This window comes from Lysinibacillus sp. NPDC097162, assembly GCF_044762185.1.
Lineage (GTDB): Bacteria > Bacillota > Bacilli > Bacillales_A > Planococcaceae > Lysinibacillus.
Genome location: NZ_JBIWDT010000007.1, coordinates 1 through 17,756, shown reverse-complemented (window position 1 = coordinate 17,756; position 17,756 = coordinate 1). Strand labels below are relative to the sequence as shown.

The window sequence follows — 17,756 nt, the reverse complement described above, 5'->3', positions numbered from 1 at the left end:
TTATTGTGAAAAAGACATTAAAGCAATTAGCAGCATGGTTGAATGAAGAGGAGCCGACTTTCGGAGAGACGGTTGTAACTGGTATTTCTATTGATACAAGAACAATCAATCAAGGAGATTTATTTGTACCATTTCGTGGAGAATTGGCAAATGGTCATAAGTTCGTACTACAAGCTTTTGAAAAAGGTGCAGGTGCTTCGCTTTGGCAAAAAGATGAACCGAATCCACCAGAGGGTGTTCCATTATTATTTGTCGAAGATCCAGAGCAAGCCTTACAGCAAATGGCACGGGCTTATCGCGATGAGCATAAGGCGACTTTTATTGGTATTACAGGGTCGAATGGTAAAACTTCAACAAAGGATATTTTAGCAGGTACGCTTGCTCCGTTTTTTAAAGTGCAAAAAACGATTGGCAATTTTAATAACCAACTAGGATTACCGATTACGATTTTACAGCTCGATGAGGATACAGAAGTTGCAGTGCTGGAAATGGGCATGAGTGGCTTTGGTGAGATAGAATTTTTAACAAAATTAGCTCGACCTCATATGACAGTTATTACAAATATTGGTGAGGCGCATATGCAAGATTTAGGTTCTCGTGCAGGCATTGCCAAGGCGAAGTTTGAAATTATTCAAGGTATGCAGGATAACGGTGTACTATTTTATGATGGTGATGAACCATTATTAAAAGAACTCGTTGCAAAAGAGCAAAATTTAAATGCCAAGGCATTTGGTTTAGAACCAGGCGATTTGCTATATGCTGAGAATATTGAAGCAACTGCCAATGGAAGTAGCTTTACAACGCATGGCGCGATTGAAGGTGAATTCTTTATCTCAGTTCTTGGTAAGCATCAGGTGAAAAACACATTGATTGCAATGCTTATCGCACAAAAGCTAGGGTTAAATGATGAACAAATTCGCGAATCATTAAAAGGTGTAACTTTAACTGATATGCGCATGCAACAAGTACAAGGAAATCAAGGTGCATTATTTATTAATGATGCATACAATGCTGCACCTACATCTGTAAAGGCGGCCATTCAGTTTATTGCTACAACAACGATTCGACCAGAAAAGTGGCTTGTCTTAGGCGATATGCTCGAACTGGGAGCTAATGAACAAAGCTTCCATGAAGACTTATCACTTGCTATTCACGAAGGTGAAATTGACTACGTGTGCTTATATGGTCCACGTATGGCATATTTATATGAAGTGTTAAAAGACCGTTTTGATGCTGATCATTTACTATATGAGCAGGATGATTTTGCACCTATTATTGCAAAGCTTCAACAGGCAACGGAGCAATCCATCGTTTTATTAAAAGGTTCACGAGGCATGAAGCTAGAGACGATTTTACAAGCATTTACTTCATAATTAACGAGTGTAAGTATAATAAATAGTTACCTATAGGGTAAAAATCCGCTTTGGCTGCAATAGACATCTTATGCGGATTTTTACCTTTTATTGAAAAAGGCAATATAGGATGCCTTTATGGCGGGCTAAGTTGCGCGTATAATGTCCACTTTTTAGAGGTGAGAGTAATGGCAATAGGTGTTTTATGTTTACATGGATTTTCAGGTGGCGCTTATGAGGTAGAGCCGTTTACAACTTATTTACGTGCTAATACAGATTGGTTAATCGAGACTCCGACTTTATCAGGACATGGGGAAGATTTAAACATGAAAGGTTTTACAGCAATGCATTGGTTAATGGATGCGGAGTTGGCTTTTCGAGCGCTTGCCAAAAAGGTTGATGAAATCATTGTCGTTGGCTTTTCAATGGGCGGGATTATCGCGCTATATTTAGCAAAGCGTTATAAAGTAAAGAAGCTCGTACTGCTTAGTGCGGCAGCTAAATATGTAAGTCCTAAGCAACTTGTAAAGGATTTTAAAATGCTAGCGACTGAGGCATATCATCGAAACCTTTCTAATAATGAGCTGTATTTGAGATATCGCCATAAGTTTAATAATGTGCCATTATCAGCAACAATTGAATTCATGAAACTCGTTCAAAAGGTTGCGCCGTATTACCAAGATATCAAAGTGCCAGTTTATATTATTCAAGGAAAATTAGATGGTATTGTGCCGTATCATACCGCCCGATTTTTATTTGATCAACTAGCCTCAATAAATAAAAAGTTGTATTTTTCTGACAATGGCAAACATCATATATGTTATTGTGAAGATTGTTTTGACTGGTTTGCGAAGGTTTTAGCGTTTTTAAAGGAGCAATAAAGTAGTCAGATTATTACGACTCATGCGTTATCGTTGCATACGGCTGATTACCATGATAGACTAGTGTAAGCAATGGATACATTTTGTGCGAAGACTCTTCATAATTTGGTTGAAGAGTACTTTTTTTTGAACATAACGGTTTTATTCTAAGTGAATAATTACGCAGAATCGAACCGCTCGGTAAAGACCGGGCTTTCCTTTTCATATAAGAGAGCTCTACATGAAACCTTTGTAGAGAAAATTTTTAAGTAACGGAAACGTTCCACAACACAGGCTCGAATTTGCCGACAACTTCATCTGAAAATGTAACCATTTGTCAACTTAAAAGGAAAAAAGGAGATTGAGAAGTTTGACAAATTTTTCAGAATTAAATATTAGCGAATCTACATTACGTTCAGTAAAACGTATGGGATTCGAAGAAGCAACACCAATCCAAGAGGGAACTATTCGTTTTGCCATTGAAGGTCGCGATGTATTAGGTCAAGCGCAAACTGGTACTGGTAAAACTGCCGCTTTTGGTATTCCACTTATCGAGAAAATCGATCCTAAAAACCCTAATATCCAGGCATTAGTAATTGCTCCAACTCGTGAATTAGCGATTCAAGTTTCAGAAGAACTATATAAAATCGGTTACGACAAACGTGTGAAATTATTATCAGTTTACGGTGGTCAAGAAATCGGCCGTCAAATTCGTGCACTGAAAAATAAACCACAAATTATTGTTGGTACACCAGGTCGTATTTTAGATCATATTAATCGTCGTACTTTAAAACTAGAAGATGTTCAAACGCTTGTACTGGACGAAGCAGATGAAATGTTAAACATGGGCTTCATCGATGATATTAATTCAATTTTAGAAAACGTACCTGCTGAGCGTCAAACATTATTATTCTCAGCAACAATGCCACCAGCAATCCGTAAAATTGCTGAAACATTTATGCGTGAACCTGAAATTGTAAAAATTAAAGCTAAAGAATTAACAGTGGATAACATTGAACAATTTTTTGTGAAAGCTGCTGAACGTGAAAAATTCGATGTTTTATCTCGTCTATTGAATGTTCACCAACCAGAATTAGCAATTATCTTTGGACGTACAAAACGTCGCGTAGATGAGTTAGCACAAGCTTTATCAATCCGCGGATATCTTGCAGAAGGAATTCACGGTGATTTAAGCCAAGCAAAACGTATTTCAGTTTTACGCCAATTTAAAGAAAATAAAATTGATATCCTAGTTGCAACAGATGTAGCCGCTCGTGGTCTTGATATTTCAGGCGTTACACATGTATATAACTTTGATATTCCTCAAGACCCTGAGTCTTACGTTCACCGTATCGGTCGTACTGGCCGTGCCGGAAAATCAGGTCTTGCAGTAACGTTTGTAACACCTCGTGAAATGGGTTATTTACGTATCGTTGAAGAAACAACGAAAAAACGTATGACACCACTTCGTCCACCAACAAATGACGAAGCTTTAGTAGGTCAACAACGTTTAGCTATTGAGACACTTGAAGGTATTATTTCAACTAATAACTTAGGTGATTATCGTACATTAGCTACAGAAGTTCTTGAAAACCATGATGCAATTGATGTAGTAGCTGCTGCATTACGTTCATTAACAAAAGAGCCGGATGATTCGCCTGTTACAATTACAGAAGAACGTCCATTACCAATGCGCCGTGAGCGTTCTGGCGGCGGCGGTGGTCGCGGTGGCGATCGTAACGGTCGTAACAGAAGCGGTGGCGGTCGTAGCTTTAGCGGTAACCGTCGTGAAGGTAGTGGTGGCGGAGATCGTCGCAGCAGTGGAGGCCGTCGTGAAGGTGGTCGCCGTGAAGGTGGAGCTCGCCGTGAAGGTGGACAAGGTCGTTCACGTGCACCACGTCGTCATGAAGACTAATTAATTTTAAAACTTCCAACCTTACAGTCAATTCGACTGTAAGGTTTTTTATATTTATATTGAAACAAATTAGTGTTAGTGTACGTATACATAGGTAATGAAAAGAGGAGGAACAACATGAGAGCTGAACCAATCCATCAAATTTCCCGAAAAGGGTTAACTGTATGGCGATTATATGGTGTGTTACAAACATTACTATTGTTAGTCGTCGCAGCATTGGTATGTTACGGTACTTATTATTTTGATTGGCCATCATTTATTTATATCATTGCAATTGCTGTTGTTTTATTAAGTGCCTTTTTATTGGCGTATTTATTCCCTAAAATCCGATGGGAGCGTTGGAGATATGAAGTGCGTGAGCATGAAATTGAAGTACAACATGGTTTATTTGTTGTAAAACGCACACTTATACCAATGGTACGTGTACAACATGTCGATACTACACAAGGGCCTATTTTAAAAAGATATAGCTTAGGAAATATTTCAATTTCTACAGCTGCCACAGTACATACAATTCCTGCACTTGTCATGGATGAGGCAGATGGACTTCGTGCACGTATTTCGGAATTAGCAAGGGTGGCAGAAGATGATGTCTAATGAAGTGTATCGATTGCACCCAGTATCGGCCATTATTTCTAGTGTCAAAGCGCTAAAAAGTATGATATTACCTGTTGCGATTATTATTATTAGTAACGGTTTTAACTTTTCATTTAACTTCCGCAGCGAACATTTTTTTGAAACAGTTTTATTGTTTGGAGTGTGGGGTGTAGCAGCAGTGCTTGCACTTGTTGGTGGTATCGTTAAATGGCGTACTTTTGTTTATTGGTTTGAGGATGGCGAATTACGGGTGAAGTATGGGTTATTCGTAAAGAAGAAGCGTTATATTCCATTTGAACGCATTCAAAGCTTGAATTACCATGAAGGTATTTTTCATCGGCTATTCGGATTAGTAAAGGTGCAAGTTGAGACTGCGGGGAATAAAGGCGGTAAGCCAGAGGTAGAATTGACAGCTATCCAGAAAATAGCAGCAGACGTAATAGAACAGGAAATGCGTCGTGCAAAAACGCAATTCGCTCAACACATTGACGTTGAACAGTCACCTGAGCAAATAGGTGAAGTAATGGTTCCTGCTATTTACCATATGTCGATGCGGGATTTACTTGTATTAGCAACGACTTCTGGTGGGATAGGAGTAGTATTGTCTGGGCTTGCGGCAGTAGTCTCACAGTTTTCGGATATTATCCCTTATGAAGAGGTTTTTCATGAACTGGCGGATTTTGTGAAAGTTGGGGCATTTTTAGTTGCCTTAATGGTCATGTTCGTACTTATCATTGCATGGTTAGTATCGGTTGTTATAACACTTGTAAATTATTACGATTATACAGTTCGTATTGAAGATGAAAAGCTAATGATTACTAAGGGGTTACTGGAGAAGAAAAGAATTACACTACCTTTAAACCGTATTCAGGCAATCCGAATTGTTGAAAATCCTTTGCGACAAGTATTTGGCTTTGCTACTGTTGTTGTAGAAAGCGCTGGTGGCAACGGTGAAAAAGGTCGAGATAAGAAAATTGCGTTATTCCCATTAATTAAAAAGCAAGATTGTTTACAAACATTAGTTCAGCTTTTCCCTGAAATGAATTGGCAACCTGAATTTACGAGGGCTCCGAAACGAGCACGTCCATTCTTTTATCGCATAGATTTTTTATGGCTTGTACCGATTTTAGGTGCTTGTAGTTATTTCTTATATCCTTATGGGTTGTTGTCATTATTACTAATTCCATTATCAATATTGCTTGGCATTTGGCAACATAGAACAGCGGGTTATATGATTGACGGAAAGCAACTCGCAATGCAATATCGTATTTTCAGTCGTATCACATTGTTTATGGAGAAAAAACGTATACAATCTATGGAAAGTAGTCAAACGTATTTCCAAAAGCGCAAGCAAGTGATGTCTATAAAAGCCACGGTAATGTCAGGAATGTCTGGTATGACAGGTAATGTACCAAGCTTAGAGCAACGAGATGCAGAAACCATATTATCTTGGTATGAACATTAATAGATAAAAAGCCAATCTTTACATGAAAATGTGGAGATTGGCTTTTTTTATATACAATAATAGGAAAAACGCGTTTATAATAGAATAAATCAACGAAAAGGGGTGGGATTGATGTTTAAATACAGCATAAATGAACACACATATTTAAAAATGTTGGATTTAAGTGATGTAGATGAATTATTTGCGCTAACGGATCGTTCGAGAGAGACTTTACGTGAGTGGTTACCCTTTGTAGACAATGTGAAGACGGTCAAGGATACGGAACAATTTGTACGAAATGCGATGCAACAATATGCCGATAATAATGGAATACAGGCTGGAATTTATTATGATGGTAAGCTAGCGGGAGTTATTGGTTATCATCAAGTGAATTGGCAACATAAATGGACGAGCATTGGCTATTGGCTTGGAAGTGATTTTGTTGGCAAGGGGCTTGTGACAAATTCTATGAGGGCATTCATCGATTTTGCTTTTGACTATTTAAAGTTAAATCGCATTGAGGTACGTGTTGCAGTAGGAAATATTCGTAGTCGTACAATTCCAAAAGTGTTAGGTTTTAATGAAGAAGGACGATTAAGAGATGCTGAATGGTTATACGATCATCATGTGGATCAAGTTGTATATGGGATAACCGCGGCAGAATGGAAAAAAATAAAAATGGCTAAAGAGGCTAATGTTGTACTATAATTTCAACGATAGTATGACAGTGATGCGGAGTTTTTGAGCTGAAAAAAGAGGACTAGCCCTAAGTGATATAGACGTCACTGTTTGGGTCAGCTCCTCTTTTTATAAGCTATTTGCCAGCCATTTTTTGCTTGCGCCAGCTTAAAATTCTTTTGGGATGTAAGTAAATAAGACCGAGAACGAATCCTGTCACTAAACCACCTAAATGTGCATAAACATTTACATTAGACTGTAAGAAAGTCATGATGACACTGATGACGATAATCGGCAATATAAGCTTACGAAGCATTGGCATTGTGCGACGTGTATAGTATACAAGAGCACCGAACGCTCCAAAAATCCCGAAAATTGCACCACTTGCGCCAAGGCTAGCATAGCTTCCGTCATTAAGCATAAAGGTTGCCATGTTACCTACGATACCAGATAATAAATAAATCGTAATGAAACGTGCTTTACCTGCAATTTTCTCAAGTTCTGGCCCAAATAAAAACAGGGAGAACATATTAAAGAGCACATGCATAAAGTTTGCATGCAAAAACATTGCTGAGAAAACTCGCCACCATTCACCGCTTTGTACGAGGAAATTGACCTGAATCCCATAGTTCCACAGAAGTTCCCCTATAACGGGAACAAGTGTTAATACATAAAGAATTAGATTCACTGCTATTAATGTTGAAACGACAGGGTAATAACTTGTATATTGCTTAAAATTTTCTGTTCTACTAAACATAGCTCCACCTCAATTTACAATTATTATACATGGCTTTTTGGAAATAAGAAAAGGAGAAGTTCATATGATTAAAGGAATAGGTCTCGACATTGTAGAAACCGAGCGTATTGTGAAGGCAATGACTCGTACAGATAAATTTAAAGACCGGATTTTATCAGAGAAAGAAAGAGCACTATTTGCTTTGCATACAGAATCTCGCAAAGTAGAGTTTTTGGCAGGACGATTTGCCGCAAAAGAGGCCTTTTCGAAAGCGCTAGGCACAGGTATCGGTAAAGATTGTGCACTGCAAGATATTGAAATATTAAGAGGGGAAGCTGGTAACCCTGTTTTATATTTTAAAGGAGAGCTTGTAAATGGCTTTGTCAGTATCACGCATTCTAAGCAATATGCAGCCGCACAAGTAATATTACTGTTGTAATAAAATATATTGCCTTTTCATCAAATGACATAACTGACACATACGGTTCATATATTGTCGTAGTGGATTTGAAAGAAGAAAGGGTGAAAGCGTGGGCAACCGTTTAGTTACTTGGCTCGTCTTAATTTGTGCGATATTACTTCTGTCGGCGTGTGGTACAGCCTCACAGGAAAAAGTGTTAAAGAAAGTTAATGGTAAATGGTCAGAGACGAATGGTTATGAGTTAGACGCTAAGATGGAGATTAAATCAGGTGGAGAACCTAGAACATATGATGTTACGGTATGGCATACTAAACCTGATTTCTATCGAGTGGAAGTAGTTGAAAGTGGGAAAGATGTTTCGCAAATGATTGTGCGTAATGCAGATGGAGTTTTTGTTGTAACACCAACATTAAACAAAATGTATAAGTTCCAAAGTGATTGGCCAAAGAAAAATAGTCAGGCATATTTAATCGGAGCACTAGCAGAAGATTTAGCTGAAGATAAAAATTTAGTCATGAAAGAAGAGGACAAAGCATATATATTTGAAGCGGCTACTAGAAATAGCTATAAAAATAGTATGCCTCACCAAGTCATTACAGTTGATAAGAAAACTATGCTCCCTACATCAGTAGTCATTATGAATGATGTCAAGGAAGAGCAAATCCGTATCACTTTTAATAATATTAAATTAGGTGTACAACATGCTGCAAAAGAGTATGCTGTTGAGCAATTTACTGAATCAGATGATTCAAAAGGCGAACAAGCTGCACCTACAAATAAAGACGGAAAAGATGCTACTAAAGATGAAAAAGATGCTAAAGGTGAAAAAGATGCTAAAGGTGAAAATGGTGAAAAAGAAGCAGTCGGTGCAGAGGTTGAGTATGAAGAATTCCAAACGCATTATCCAGTTGTGAATTTCGAGAACACTAAAATGACAGATGAGAAAGCTATCCGCGAGGGTGGCATGGATCGTGTTATTTTAACGTTTGAAGGTGATAAAGCGTTTACGGTTATGCAACAACCAGTTATGAAAGAGACGTCTATGTTACCAGTTACTTCACCTGGCGATCCTGTAGACTTAGGATTTACAATCGGAGCTATTACCGATACGTCTATTAGCTGGGAAAAAGATGGAGTTGCATTCTTTGTAGCTTCTAGTAAATTAACCCGTGAAGAAATGGTGGAAGTTGCTGCTTCCATGACGATAAGCAGTATGAAATAATTTTTTCAAGCTACAGTTTTCGATATAAAGGAAGCTGTAGTTTGTTAGAAAAAAATGTAAATTTGATAATAACACTATTCTATAGATAATACAAACTATAGAATAGTGTTATGTAATTTGTAAAAACAAGCGGTTTTTTATAGGAAAAAAAAGGGAGATAGCGATGTGTCGTCGAATTTAAGTAACGAGTGCTGTAAATTTTTATGTGAAGTTGATTCGAATTGCGGACGAGCATTATGCTTAAAATTCAACCTTTGCGGAAGTTCTTTACTTCGAGATGTAGAGGATGAATGCATTAAATTCAATGGGGAGCTTCAACCTTGCTGAATTAAGTTAAAGGAATCTGAAGATAGTATAGATTTTTAAGAGAAGTTTTTTAGAAAGCTTGAGAAAATTCTGGATGTAAATAAGGCTAATGCATAATTGAATTGTTATTTGGTAGTTTTTTCAATACATAACGGTTTAATAAATAAAAAAGAGGGTATTCTAATGGAGACACAGCAGCATTTTAGACCAACGAAAGCAATTGTAGATTTACAAGCTATTCAGCAAAATATAAAAAATTTAAAAGAACTACTTCAACCAAATGTACAAATTATCGCAGTCGTAAAAGCCAATGCATATGGACATGGGGATATAGCAGTTGCACAAGCTGCTTTGGAAGCTGGCGCAACGATGCTTGCAGTGGCTACACCAGACGAAGCATTACATATTCGGGCACATTTCGAAGAACCAGACATACTAATATTAGGAGCATCACCAGTAGCGTTTGCACCTTATGCAGCGCAACAGCGTATTTCACTTACAGTATTTTCTAGTGAATGGATACAGCAAGCTTCAACGTTCATAGCTGGTGAAGTAAACCCTTTACAACTACATATAAAGGTTGATAGCGGAATGGGGCGAATTGGGGTTCGCACAGAGAAAGAATTGTTAGAGGTATATCATACAATCAATTCAACATACAATGTAGAATTGGATGGCATTTTTACTCATTTTGCAACTGCCGATGAGAAGGATACAGCCTATTTCGATAGTCAGGTACAATTATTTGAAAAGCTTATTTCTACATTGCCTGAAAAACCTAGACTAGTACATGCATCCAATACAGCAACGGCATTAGTGAAAGATCATCATTTACACTATGACGCTGTACGTTATGGCATCTCAATGTATGGGCTAGCGCCATCTACTTACGTAGGAGAAATTTTACCATTTCCATTGAAACCTGCCTTTTCACTTGAGAGTGAACTTGTGCATGTCAAACAGTTAAAAGCTGGTGATTCAGTAGGTTACGGAGCAACATTTATTGCACAGACAGATATGTGGATTGGAACGATTCCGGTAGGCTATGCGGATGGGGTTATTCGTAAGTTAGCTGGACAAGATGTACTTATAGACGGACAAAGAATGCCGATAGTCGGACGAATTTGTATGGACCAATGTATGGTTGCTCTACCAAAAGCATATGCTATAGGTAAGAAAGTGACGCTTATTGGTCGTCAAGGGCAAGAAGTTATTTCAATGGATGAATGGGCAACAAGACTTGAAACTATTAATTATGAAGTACCATGCATTATTACAGCCAGAGTTCCTCGAGTATACATTTAACTTGTTGCAGCATAAGTTTTTCACATCTACAAGTAGGGGAGAAATGTTAAATAAGTAATGACTTCTGTATGGGTCACACGGAGGCAGGCTGAATCATATTATTAGTTACTAGTGCATGTCTCAGATTTTAACAGGAGCTTTGCGAGGGAGCTCTAAAAAAGTCTGAAGGCAATTACGCCTGAGATGTAATTGATTTTATTTATAGCAGTCATCAATAAAAATAATTTCTATATACTTCGCAGTTAGAAAATATTTGTCGAAATTAATAATTGTGTGGGAAAACATAATCCAATTCGGTTATAACTTAGGCATATAAGGAATGTAAGCAACAGGCACCAATGTCAAAGAGACATATGGAAGCAGTATTTACCATCGACAACCAACGAAATTTCACAACTTGTTCTTCAAATAGTCAGATATTTTGTCATTTCATGTCTTTTCAACAATATCTTTCAATGGTAGAATGAGTTGTAATGAAAAAGTGTATGGTTCCGTTGGAGGTGCTTGCTGTGTACGAGAAAAAGTTAAGAGAAGCTACAATTGCTGTTCAAGATAGACTGTTTCTACAAACAAAGGAAGTAATTGAAGGTGAATCTTTTGTGCGTTTTTTGTCGCGCAAAAATTTAATGCAGGAGCAACCAAATCAAATACGGGAAGCTATGATGAAAGGATATGTTGAGATGTCTCATATTAATCTGATGATTGCAAGTGAATGCTTGCACGCGGAATATGAAGCACAACATACAGTGGAGCGTCTCGTTAGCGGGGGATGACACTTTGAATGTAAAACGTGGTGACGTTTTTTTTGCAGATTTATCGCCGGTAGTTGGGTCCGAACAAGGTGGCACTAGGCCGGTATTGATTATTCAAAATGATATTGGAAATCGATTTAGTCCGACTGTCATCATCGCAGCAATTACTGCACAGATTCAAAAGGCAAAGTTACCGACACATGTTGAAATAAATGCTGAGAAGTATGGATTTGAACGTGACTCGGTCATTTTGCTTGAGCAAGTACGTACAATCGATAAGTCTAGATTGACTGATCGTATTACACAGCTCGATCATGCAGTGATGGAAAAAGTGGATGGAGCGTTGATGATTAGCTTAGGGCTTGTTAAATTTTGATATACATATATGTATAGAGCATCAGGGATTTTACGTATCCTGATGTTTTTTTAATTTTTTGCGTTATCATATAGTTAAAATACTATTTAGTAGTATTAATAGAATGAAAAAAAATGCAAGTAATATCGATTTATAAGTTTTGTAGAAAAATGTCGATGCTTTTATGTTAACTCTAAAAAAAATTAAAGTTATGATAATAAATATAATTAATTATGTTTAACATCCGATAAATGTGGGAAAAGAAAAAAAGTCGAATAAATATGGTGGAGGTGTACTATATGGACATGGTGGTGCATTTTAAAAAAGATGGTACAAAATTATATGGGTTTGTTGAAGGTGAAATTGATACGTATACAGCCTCAGGTCTTCGTGAGGAACTAGAGGCAGTAAAGGTTACAAAAGGTATTGAAATTGAATTAGATTTATCAAAAGTAAATTATATGGATAGTACTGGTCTTGGTATTTTTGTAGCTTTTTATAAAAGAGCTTTACGTGAAGAAGGTAAAGTAAAGATTGTTGGACTGTCTAAGCGACTACAAAGATTATTTGAAATTACTGGCTTAAGTGAACTGATGGATATTGAAACTGATAAAAAGGTGGAATTAAGCAATGAAGGAATTTGATTATATTGAAATAAGGGTTCCTGCAAAACCTCAGTTTGTCAGTGTCATTCGTTTAACTGTTTCTGGATTAGCTAATCGTATTGGATTTAACTTCGATGAGATCGAGGATTTGAAAATTGCAGTTAGTGAAGCGGTAACGAATGTTGTGCACCATGCTTATAAAGATGCTGAGGAAGGCGAAATTGTAATAGGTTGCGCCCTTTATGATAACAAGTTGGAAATGATGATTGCAGACTATGGAAATAGTTTTAATTTTGAAGAAGTTAAAACAAAAATTGGGCCTTATCATCCTGAAGATAGTATTGCGGGGCTAAGAGAGGGCGGTTTAGGGCTTTATTTAATGGAAACTTTGATGGATGAGGTGATGATTAATAACGATGGTGGCGTAACTGTTTTCATGACAAAGTACGTCGCTAGGGAGCAGGTGGAAAAAAATGTCGAAAGAATCACTACATAAATCTTCTTCAAAAGAAGATGTGTTAAAGTGGATAGCACAGTACCAAACAACAGAGGATGAAGAAGCACAAACCAATTTGGTAATTCATTATCGAAATTTAGTAGAGTCCATCGCTCGCAAATATTCGTATGGTAAATCTTATTATGATGATATCGTACAAGTAGGGATGTTGGGGTTACTAGGTGCAATAAGACGTTTTGATGCAAGTTTTGGCCGCAGTTTTGAGGCATTTGCTGTACCTACTATTGTTGGAGAGATTAAGCGATTTTTACGAGATAAAACATGGGACGTTCATGTGCCAAGACGAATTAAAGAGATAGGGCCACGTATTAAATCGACTGTAGAATCGTTAACGATAGAGTTCCAACGTTCACCTTCCATTCAAGAAATTGCTGAGCGATTAGAGGTACCTGAGGAAGAAGTTTTAGAAGCGATGGAGATGAGTCGCAGTTATCAAGCACTCTCAATGGATCATTCAATAGAATCAGATAATGACGGAAGTACTGTCACACTAGCTGATATTATGGGTAAAGAAGATATGGGTTATGAAATGACCAATAGAAGGATGATCGTTGCTGATGCTATGGAAGTTTTAAATGAACGAGAGAAGCAAGTTATTCAGCTTACTTATTTAGAGCAGCTTAGCCAAAAAGAAGCGGGCGAACAATTGGGCATTTCTCAAATGCATGTATCCAGAATACAAAGAAAAGCAATTAAGAAATTACAAGAAGTCATTCTTGCAAGTGGTAGTGTGCCACTGTGAGGATGAAACGAAGGCGTTTATTACTAGAGGATTTCTCCGTCCAATAGCGATAAGCGTCTTGTTTTTTGTCTTTTTTTTCCATCATATAGACTATCCTTGGTTTTTTATTGAAGTGTAGTGTTAAAATGAAAAGAAAAAAGGTAGTGATAATGTGGAACAAAAACAAATGTTACAGCTTATTGCAAAGGATGTAGCTATCAGACCAAATCAAGCGGAGGCAGTGATAAAATTATTAGATGAGGGTAACACCGTTCCGTTTATCGCGCGTTATCGAAAAGAAGCTACTGGTTCTCTTGATGAGGTACAAATTAAAGCTGTAGAAGATCGTTACCATTACATACAGCAACTTGAACAACGTAAAGAAGAGGTTCTTCGATTAATTCAAGAACAGGATAAACTAACTCCCGAGCTTGAAAATGCAATTCAGATAGCAACAGTTCTACAGCGTGTAGAAGATTTGTATCGTCCATACAAGCAAAAACGACGTACAAAGGCGACAATCGCAAAGGAAAAAGGATTAGAACCTTTAGCCGACATTCTATTAGAATATCGTAATGAAGCATTAGTCCAGTTAGCTCAACAATTTGTTGACGTGGAGAATGTTGCAACAGTAGATGACGCATTAGCTGGGGCACGTGATATTTTAGCAGAGCGCTTTGCGGATGATGCGGGTATAAGACAAAAAATCCGTGCCTTTTCTTGGAAAGAGGGCGTACTTACAACCACATTAAAAAATGCAGAAGTAGATGAAAAAAAGGTTTTTGAAATGTATTACGAATATGAAGAACCTGTTAATCGCATTGTTCCTCACCGTATTTTAGCAGTGAATCGTGGGGAGAAAGAGGATGTCTTAAAGGTAGCGATACAAGTACCGATAGATCGAGTACTGATGATTATGTGGAAAGAATGGATACCTGCTACAGGTTCATCGCCAGCTATCGCGGAGGTGAAGCTAGCGATAGAAGATTCCTACAAACGATTAATTCAGCCATCTATAGAAAGAGAATTACGCAATGAATTAACAGAAAAAGCAGAGGCGCAAGCTATTCACATTTTCTCAGAAAATCTCCGCAACCTCTTGCTACAGCCACCGCTAAAGGGCAAATATGTTTTAGGAGTGGACCCTGCTTATCGAACTGGCTGTAAATTAGCTGTTGTTGATGAGACAGGAAAAATGCTAGAAGTTACAGCTATTTATCCACATCCACCAAAACCAGATGTGGCAAAATCAAAGGCTGTAGTGAAAGAAATTTTAGCGAAGTATCCTATTAAGATTATCGCGATTGGTAACGGTACTGCCTCACGTGAAACGGAGCAGTTTATTGCTGATGTATTGAGTGAAGTGAAAACAGATGCGGCATATGTGATTGTAAACGAAGCTGGTGCATCAGTTTATTCAGCGTCCGAGATTGCGCGTACTGAATTTCCGGATTTACAAGTAGAGCAGCGAAGCGCCGTTTCTATCGCACGACGTTTACAAGATCCATTGTCAGAATTAGTGAAAATTGAGCCAAAGGCAGTAGGTGTTGGTCAATATCAACATGACGTTTCTCAAAAGAAATTATCAGAGTCGTTAACATTTATAGTAGAAACTGCAGTCAATCAAGTCGGTGTTGATGTTAATACAGCGTCAGCTTCATTAATGCAATATGTTTCTGGGTTATCGAAAACTGTAGCCGAAAATATTGTGAAAGTTCGAGAAGAAAATGGACAATTCACAACGCGTTCGCAGCTAAAGAAAATCCCACGACTTGGTGCAAAAACGTATGAGCAAGCAATCGGATTTTTACGTGTGCCTGAAGCGAAAAATCCATTTGATGCTACAGGTATTCACCCAGAAAGCTACAATATAGCTGAACAAATTTTAGAAGTAGCAAATTTAAATAAAAAAGAACTAGGAACGCAAAAGGCGGAGGAAGCAATTGCATCCCTTAATGTTCAAGAACTAAGTAACACATTAGGTATGGGTGTTGTTACAATTCAGGATATTGTGGATACCTTGAAGAAGCCAAGTCGAGATCCGCGCGATGCCTTTCCGCAGCCACTACTAAAAACAGATGTTTTGAAAATGGAAGATTTACAGGTAGGTATGGAATTACAAGGCACTGTACGTAATGTAGTCGATTTTGGTGCATTTGTTGATATCGGTGTTAAGCAAGATGGGCTTGTGCATATTTCTAAGTTACAAAAGAAACGTATTAAGCATCCATTAGAAGTTGTGGCGCTAGGTGATATTGTCACAGTTTGGGTGGAACAGATAGAGGTAAACAAAGGGCGTATTTCGTTAACGATGCTACCTCCAGAAAAACAAACAATTGAAAAGTAGTAATAATTTATTGCCACACTGTCTATACTGCGCAGTGTGGTATTCTTATTGTTAGAGGTGATAAAGTTGAACAATGAGGAACTGCAACAGCTTGTAACCCGCATTTCATTAGAAAGTTTTCATAAACCATTCATGCATCGCGCATACTTTAACTCAAGACTGCGTTCAACAGGTGGTCGCTATCTTTTACAATCCCACCATATTGAAATAAACCCAAAAGCATATGAAATGTATGGTGTCAGTGAGGTTGAGGGGATAATTCTTCACGAATTATGTCATTATCATTTGCACATAGAAGGGAAGGGCTACCAACATCGAGATAAAGATTTTCGAGATTTATTGAAAAAAGTGAACGCTCCACGATTTTGTTCAGCGTTGCAGAAACCTACATCTCGGAACGAAAAACAGCGTTCTCAATATAAATACACTTGTATAAAATGCCACCAAATATATGTTAGAAAAATAAGATTAAATGTGAAGAGATACTGCTGTGGCAAGTGTTCAGGGCAATTAAAGTTAATTGGTGAAAAAAACTTTTAAAAAAAGATTGACGTTTACTGTGCTTATCCTTATAATAGTAAAAGTCGACAAGATAAAGACGACAAAACAATATGATTATTCCGAAGTAGCTCAGTTGGTAGTAGCACCTGACTGTTAATCAGGTTGTCGCAGGTTCGAGTCCTGCCTTCGGAGCCATGGCCCCTTGGTCAAGCGGTTAAGACACCGCCCTTTCACGGCGGTAACACGGGTTCGAATCCCGTAGGGGTCATTTTTCATAAATATAAATAATTGTAACATTGGTCCCGTGGTGTAGCGGTTAACATGCCTGCCTGTCACGCAGGAGATCGCCGGTTCGATCCCGGTCGGGACCGCCACTTATTGGGGTATAGCCAAGCGGTAAGGCAACGGATTTTGATTCCGTCATGCCCTGGTTCGAATCCAGGTACCCCAGCCATTCATTTCTTAATTTGAGCCATTAGCTCAGTTGGTAGAGCATCTGACTTTTAATCAGAGGGTCGAAGGTTCGAGTCCTTCATGGCTCATCTTTTTTTAAGAAAAAAGGTTGATATTTCAAGTTATCATAGTATAATAAGAAAGTTCCTATTTTATGAATGCGGTCGTGGCGGAACGGCAGACGCGCTAGGTTGAGGGCCTAGTGGGGGCAACCCCGTGGAGGTTCAAGTCCTCTCGGCCGCACCAAGTCAAGTCAGTTCGGTTATTTAATACTTGCGCCCGTAGCTCAATTGGATAGAGCGTCTGACTACGGATCAGAAGGTTGTGGGTTCGACTCCTGCCGGGCGCGCCATTATAAAATTAAAATATTTGCGGGTGTAGTTTAATGGTAAAACCTCAGCCTTCCAAGCTGATGTCGTGAGTTCGATTCTCATCACCCGCTCCAAAAAACATTTTAAAAAAATGTTGACATCACAAATGATTGATGATATGATGTAAGAGTTGCTAAAAACAAACGGCAACAAAATGAACCTTGAAAACTGAACAAGCAAAACGTAATCAATATAGTTTTTATTAGCTAACTTCGTTAGTGAACGAAACAAAATTTTGGACATCAAAATTGATGCCAGCAAAACAATTTGAGCTAATCAAATTTCTTTTATGGAGAGT

17 protein-coding genes and 8 tRNA genes are annotated in these 17,756 nt (G+C 38.0%); 24 read left to right on the top strand and 1 reads right to left on the bottom strand.

All coding sequences use genetic code 11. The annotated features are described in order from the left end of the window. The first annotated feature begins 5 nt into the window (after nucleotides 1-5). The 6 genes from ACIQXW_RS20675 (at nucleotide 6) to ACIQXW_RS20650 (ending at nucleotide 6,876) form a co-directional block, all read left to right on the top strand. The gene (locus tag ACIQXW_RS20675) at nucleotides 6-1,373 is read left to right on the top strand and encodes a UDP-N-acetylmuramoyl-tripeptide--D-alanyl-D-alanine ligase (RefSeq protein ID WP_402765147.1); all 1,368 of its coding nucleotides are present in this window, start codon (nucleotides 6-8) and stop codon (nucleotides 1,371-1,373) included. Nucleotides 1,374-1,540: 167 nt separating this feature from the next. Next, nucleotides 1,541-2,233: an alpha/beta hydrolase gene (locus ACIQXW_RS20670; protein ID WP_340822045.1), complete on the top strand. Its 693-nt coding sequence runs from the start codon at nucleotides 1,541-1,543 to the stop codon at nucleotides 2,231-2,233. A 349-nt stretch (nucleotides 2,234-2,582) separates the two neighbouring features. Further along, nucleotides 2,583-4,127 carry a degradosome RNA helicase CshA gene (gene cshA, locus ACIQXW_RS20665; RefSeq protein WP_340822047.1) on the top strand — a complete coding sequence of 515 codons (1,545 nt, stop codon included), beginning with the start codon at nucleotides 2,583-2,585 and terminating at the stop codon, nucleotides 4,125-4,127. A 117-nt stretch (nucleotides 4,128-4,244) separates the two neighbouring features. Then, nucleotides 4,245-4,724 (top strand): PH domain-containing protein, encoded by a 480-nt coding sequence (locus ACIQXW_RS20660; RefSeq protein ID WP_340822048.1) that lies wholly within the window; start codon nucleotides 4,245-4,247, stop codon nucleotides 4,722-4,724. Then, nucleotides 4,717-6,189, top strand: a complete 1,473-nt coding sequence (locus ACIQXW_RS20655) for a PH domain-containing protein (RefSeq protein ID WP_401021757.1) — start codon at nucleotides 4,717-4,719, stop codon at nucleotides 6,187-6,189. Before ACIQXW_RS20660 ends, ACIQXW_RS20655 begins: the two co-directional genes overlap by 8 nt. A 111-nt stretch (nucleotides 6,190-6,300) precedes the next feature. Next, nucleotides 6,301-6,876 carry a GNAT family N-acetyltransferase gene (locus tag ACIQXW_RS20650; RefSeq protein ID WP_340822050.1) on the top strand — a complete coding sequence of 192 codons (576 nt, stop codon included), beginning with the start codon at nucleotides 6,301-6,303 and terminating at the stop codon, nucleotides 6,874-6,876. Between the two features lie 106 nt (nucleotides 6,877-6,982). On the opposite strand, the gene ACIQXW_RS20645 is transcribed toward ACIQXW_RS20650, so the two are convergent. Continuing rightward, nucleotides 6,983-7,603 (bottom strand): rhomboid family intramembrane serine protease, encoded by a 621-nt coding sequence (locus ACIQXW_RS20645; RefSeq protein ID WP_401021728.1) that lies wholly within the window; start codon nucleotides 7,601-7,603, stop codon nucleotides 6,983-6,985. 64 nt (nucleotides 7,604-7,667) lie between these two features. On the opposite strand from ACIQXW_RS20645, the gene acpS reads away from it, so the two are divergent. From acpS to ACIQXW_RS20555, 18 genes are all read left to right on the top strand, one after another. Further along, complete coding sequence (gene acpS / locus ACIQXW_RS20640) at nucleotides 7,668-8,021, top strand: holo-ACP synthase (RefSeq protein WP_340822054.1); 354 nt, start codon at nucleotides 7,668-7,670, stop codon at nucleotides 8,019-8,021. A 91-nt stretch (nucleotides 8,022-8,112) separates the two neighbouring features. After that, the gene (locus ACIQXW_RS20635) at nucleotides 8,113-9,225 is read left to right on the top strand and encodes a LolA family protein (RefSeq protein ID WP_340822056.1); all 1,113 of its coding nucleotides are present in this window, start codon (nucleotides 8,113-8,115) and stop codon (nucleotides 9,223-9,225) included. A 489-nt stretch (nucleotides 9,226-9,714) separates the two neighbouring features. Further along, on the top strand, nucleotides 9,715-10,836 hold the full coding sequence (gene alr / locus ACIQXW_RS20630; RefSeq protein WP_402765140.1) for an alanine racemase: 1,122 nt from the start codon (nucleotides 9,715-9,717) through the stop codon (nucleotides 10,834-10,836). Between the two features lie 509 nt (nucleotides 10,837-11,345). Further along, the gene (locus ACIQXW_RS20625) at nucleotides 11,346-11,609 is read left to right on the top strand and encodes a hypothetical protein (protein WP_139859927.1); all 264 of its coding nucleotides are present in this window, start codon (nucleotides 11,346-11,348) and stop codon (nucleotides 11,607-11,609) included. 4 nt (nucleotides 11,610-11,613) lie between these two features. After that, complete coding sequence (locus ACIQXW_RS20620) at nucleotides 11,614-11,964, top strand: type II toxin-antitoxin system PemK/MazF family toxin (RefSeq protein WP_008177055.1); 351 nt, start codon at nucleotides 11,614-11,616, stop codon at nucleotides 11,962-11,964. 278 nt (nucleotides 11,965-12,242) lie between these two features. Continuing rightward, nucleotides 12,243-12,587 carry an STAS domain-containing protein gene (locus tag ACIQXW_RS20615; protein ID WP_340822058.1) on the top strand — a complete coding sequence of 115 codons (345 nt, stop codon included), beginning with the start codon at nucleotides 12,243-12,245 and terminating at the stop codon, nucleotides 12,585-12,587. Then, complete coding sequence (gene rsbW / locus ACIQXW_RS20610) at nucleotides 12,574-13,044, top strand: anti-sigma B factor RsbW (protein WP_340822060.1); 471 nt, start codon at nucleotides 12,574-12,576, stop codon at nucleotides 13,042-13,044. The genes ACIQXW_RS20615 and rsbW overlap by 14 nt, the downstream gene beginning before the upstream one ends. Further along, nucleotides 13,022-13,807, top strand: coding sequence for an RNA polymerase sigma factor SigB (sigB, locus tag ACIQXW_RS20605; protein WP_340822062.1), 786 nt, complete (start codon nucleotides 13,022-13,024; stop codon nucleotides 13,805-13,807). The genes rsbW and sigB overlap by 23 nt, the downstream gene beginning before the upstream one ends. Nucleotides 13,808-13,958: 151 nt before the next feature. Beyond that, nucleotides 13,959-16,133, top strand: a complete 2,175-nt coding sequence (locus ACIQXW_RS20600) for a Tex family protein (RefSeq protein WP_402765134.1) — start codon at nucleotides 13,959-13,961, stop codon at nucleotides 16,131-16,133. A gap of 66 nt (nucleotides 16,134-16,199) precedes the next feature. After that, a complete protein-coding gene (locus ACIQXW_RS20595; protein ID WP_402765131.1) occupies nucleotides 16,200-16,673 on the top strand; it encodes a SprT family protein in 474 nt (157 codons plus the stop codon). Nucleotides 16,674-16,752: 79 nt separating this feature from the next. Next, nucleotides 16,753-16,829 (top strand) — tRNA-Asn (locus ACIQXW_RS20590). A gap of 1 nt (nucleotide 16,830) precedes the next feature. After that, a tRNA-Glu gene (locus tag ACIQXW_RS20585) sits at nucleotides 16,831-16,902 on the top strand. 30 nt (nucleotides 16,903-16,932) lie between these two features. Then, nucleotides 16,933-17,008, top strand: a tRNA-Asp gene (locus ACIQXW_RS20580). 5 nt (nucleotides 17,009-17,013) lie between these two features. Continuing rightward, nucleotides 17,014-17,088 (top strand) — tRNA-Gln (locus ACIQXW_RS20575). Nucleotides 17,089-17,103: 15 nt separating this feature from the next. After that, a tRNA-Lys gene (locus ACIQXW_RS20570) sits at nucleotides 17,104-17,176 on the top strand. 71 nt (nucleotides 17,177-17,247) lie between these two features. After that, nucleotides 17,248-17,333 (top strand) — tRNA-Leu (locus ACIQXW_RS20565). A 29-nt stretch (nucleotides 17,334-17,362) separates the two neighbouring features. Continuing rightward, nucleotides 17,363-17,439 (top strand) — tRNA-Arg (locus ACIQXW_RS20560). A gap of 19 nt (nucleotides 17,440-17,458) precedes the next feature. After that, nucleotides 17,459-17,532 (top strand) — tRNA-Gly (locus ACIQXW_RS20555). The last annotated feature ends 224 nt before the right edge of the window (nucleotides 17,533-17,756 follow it).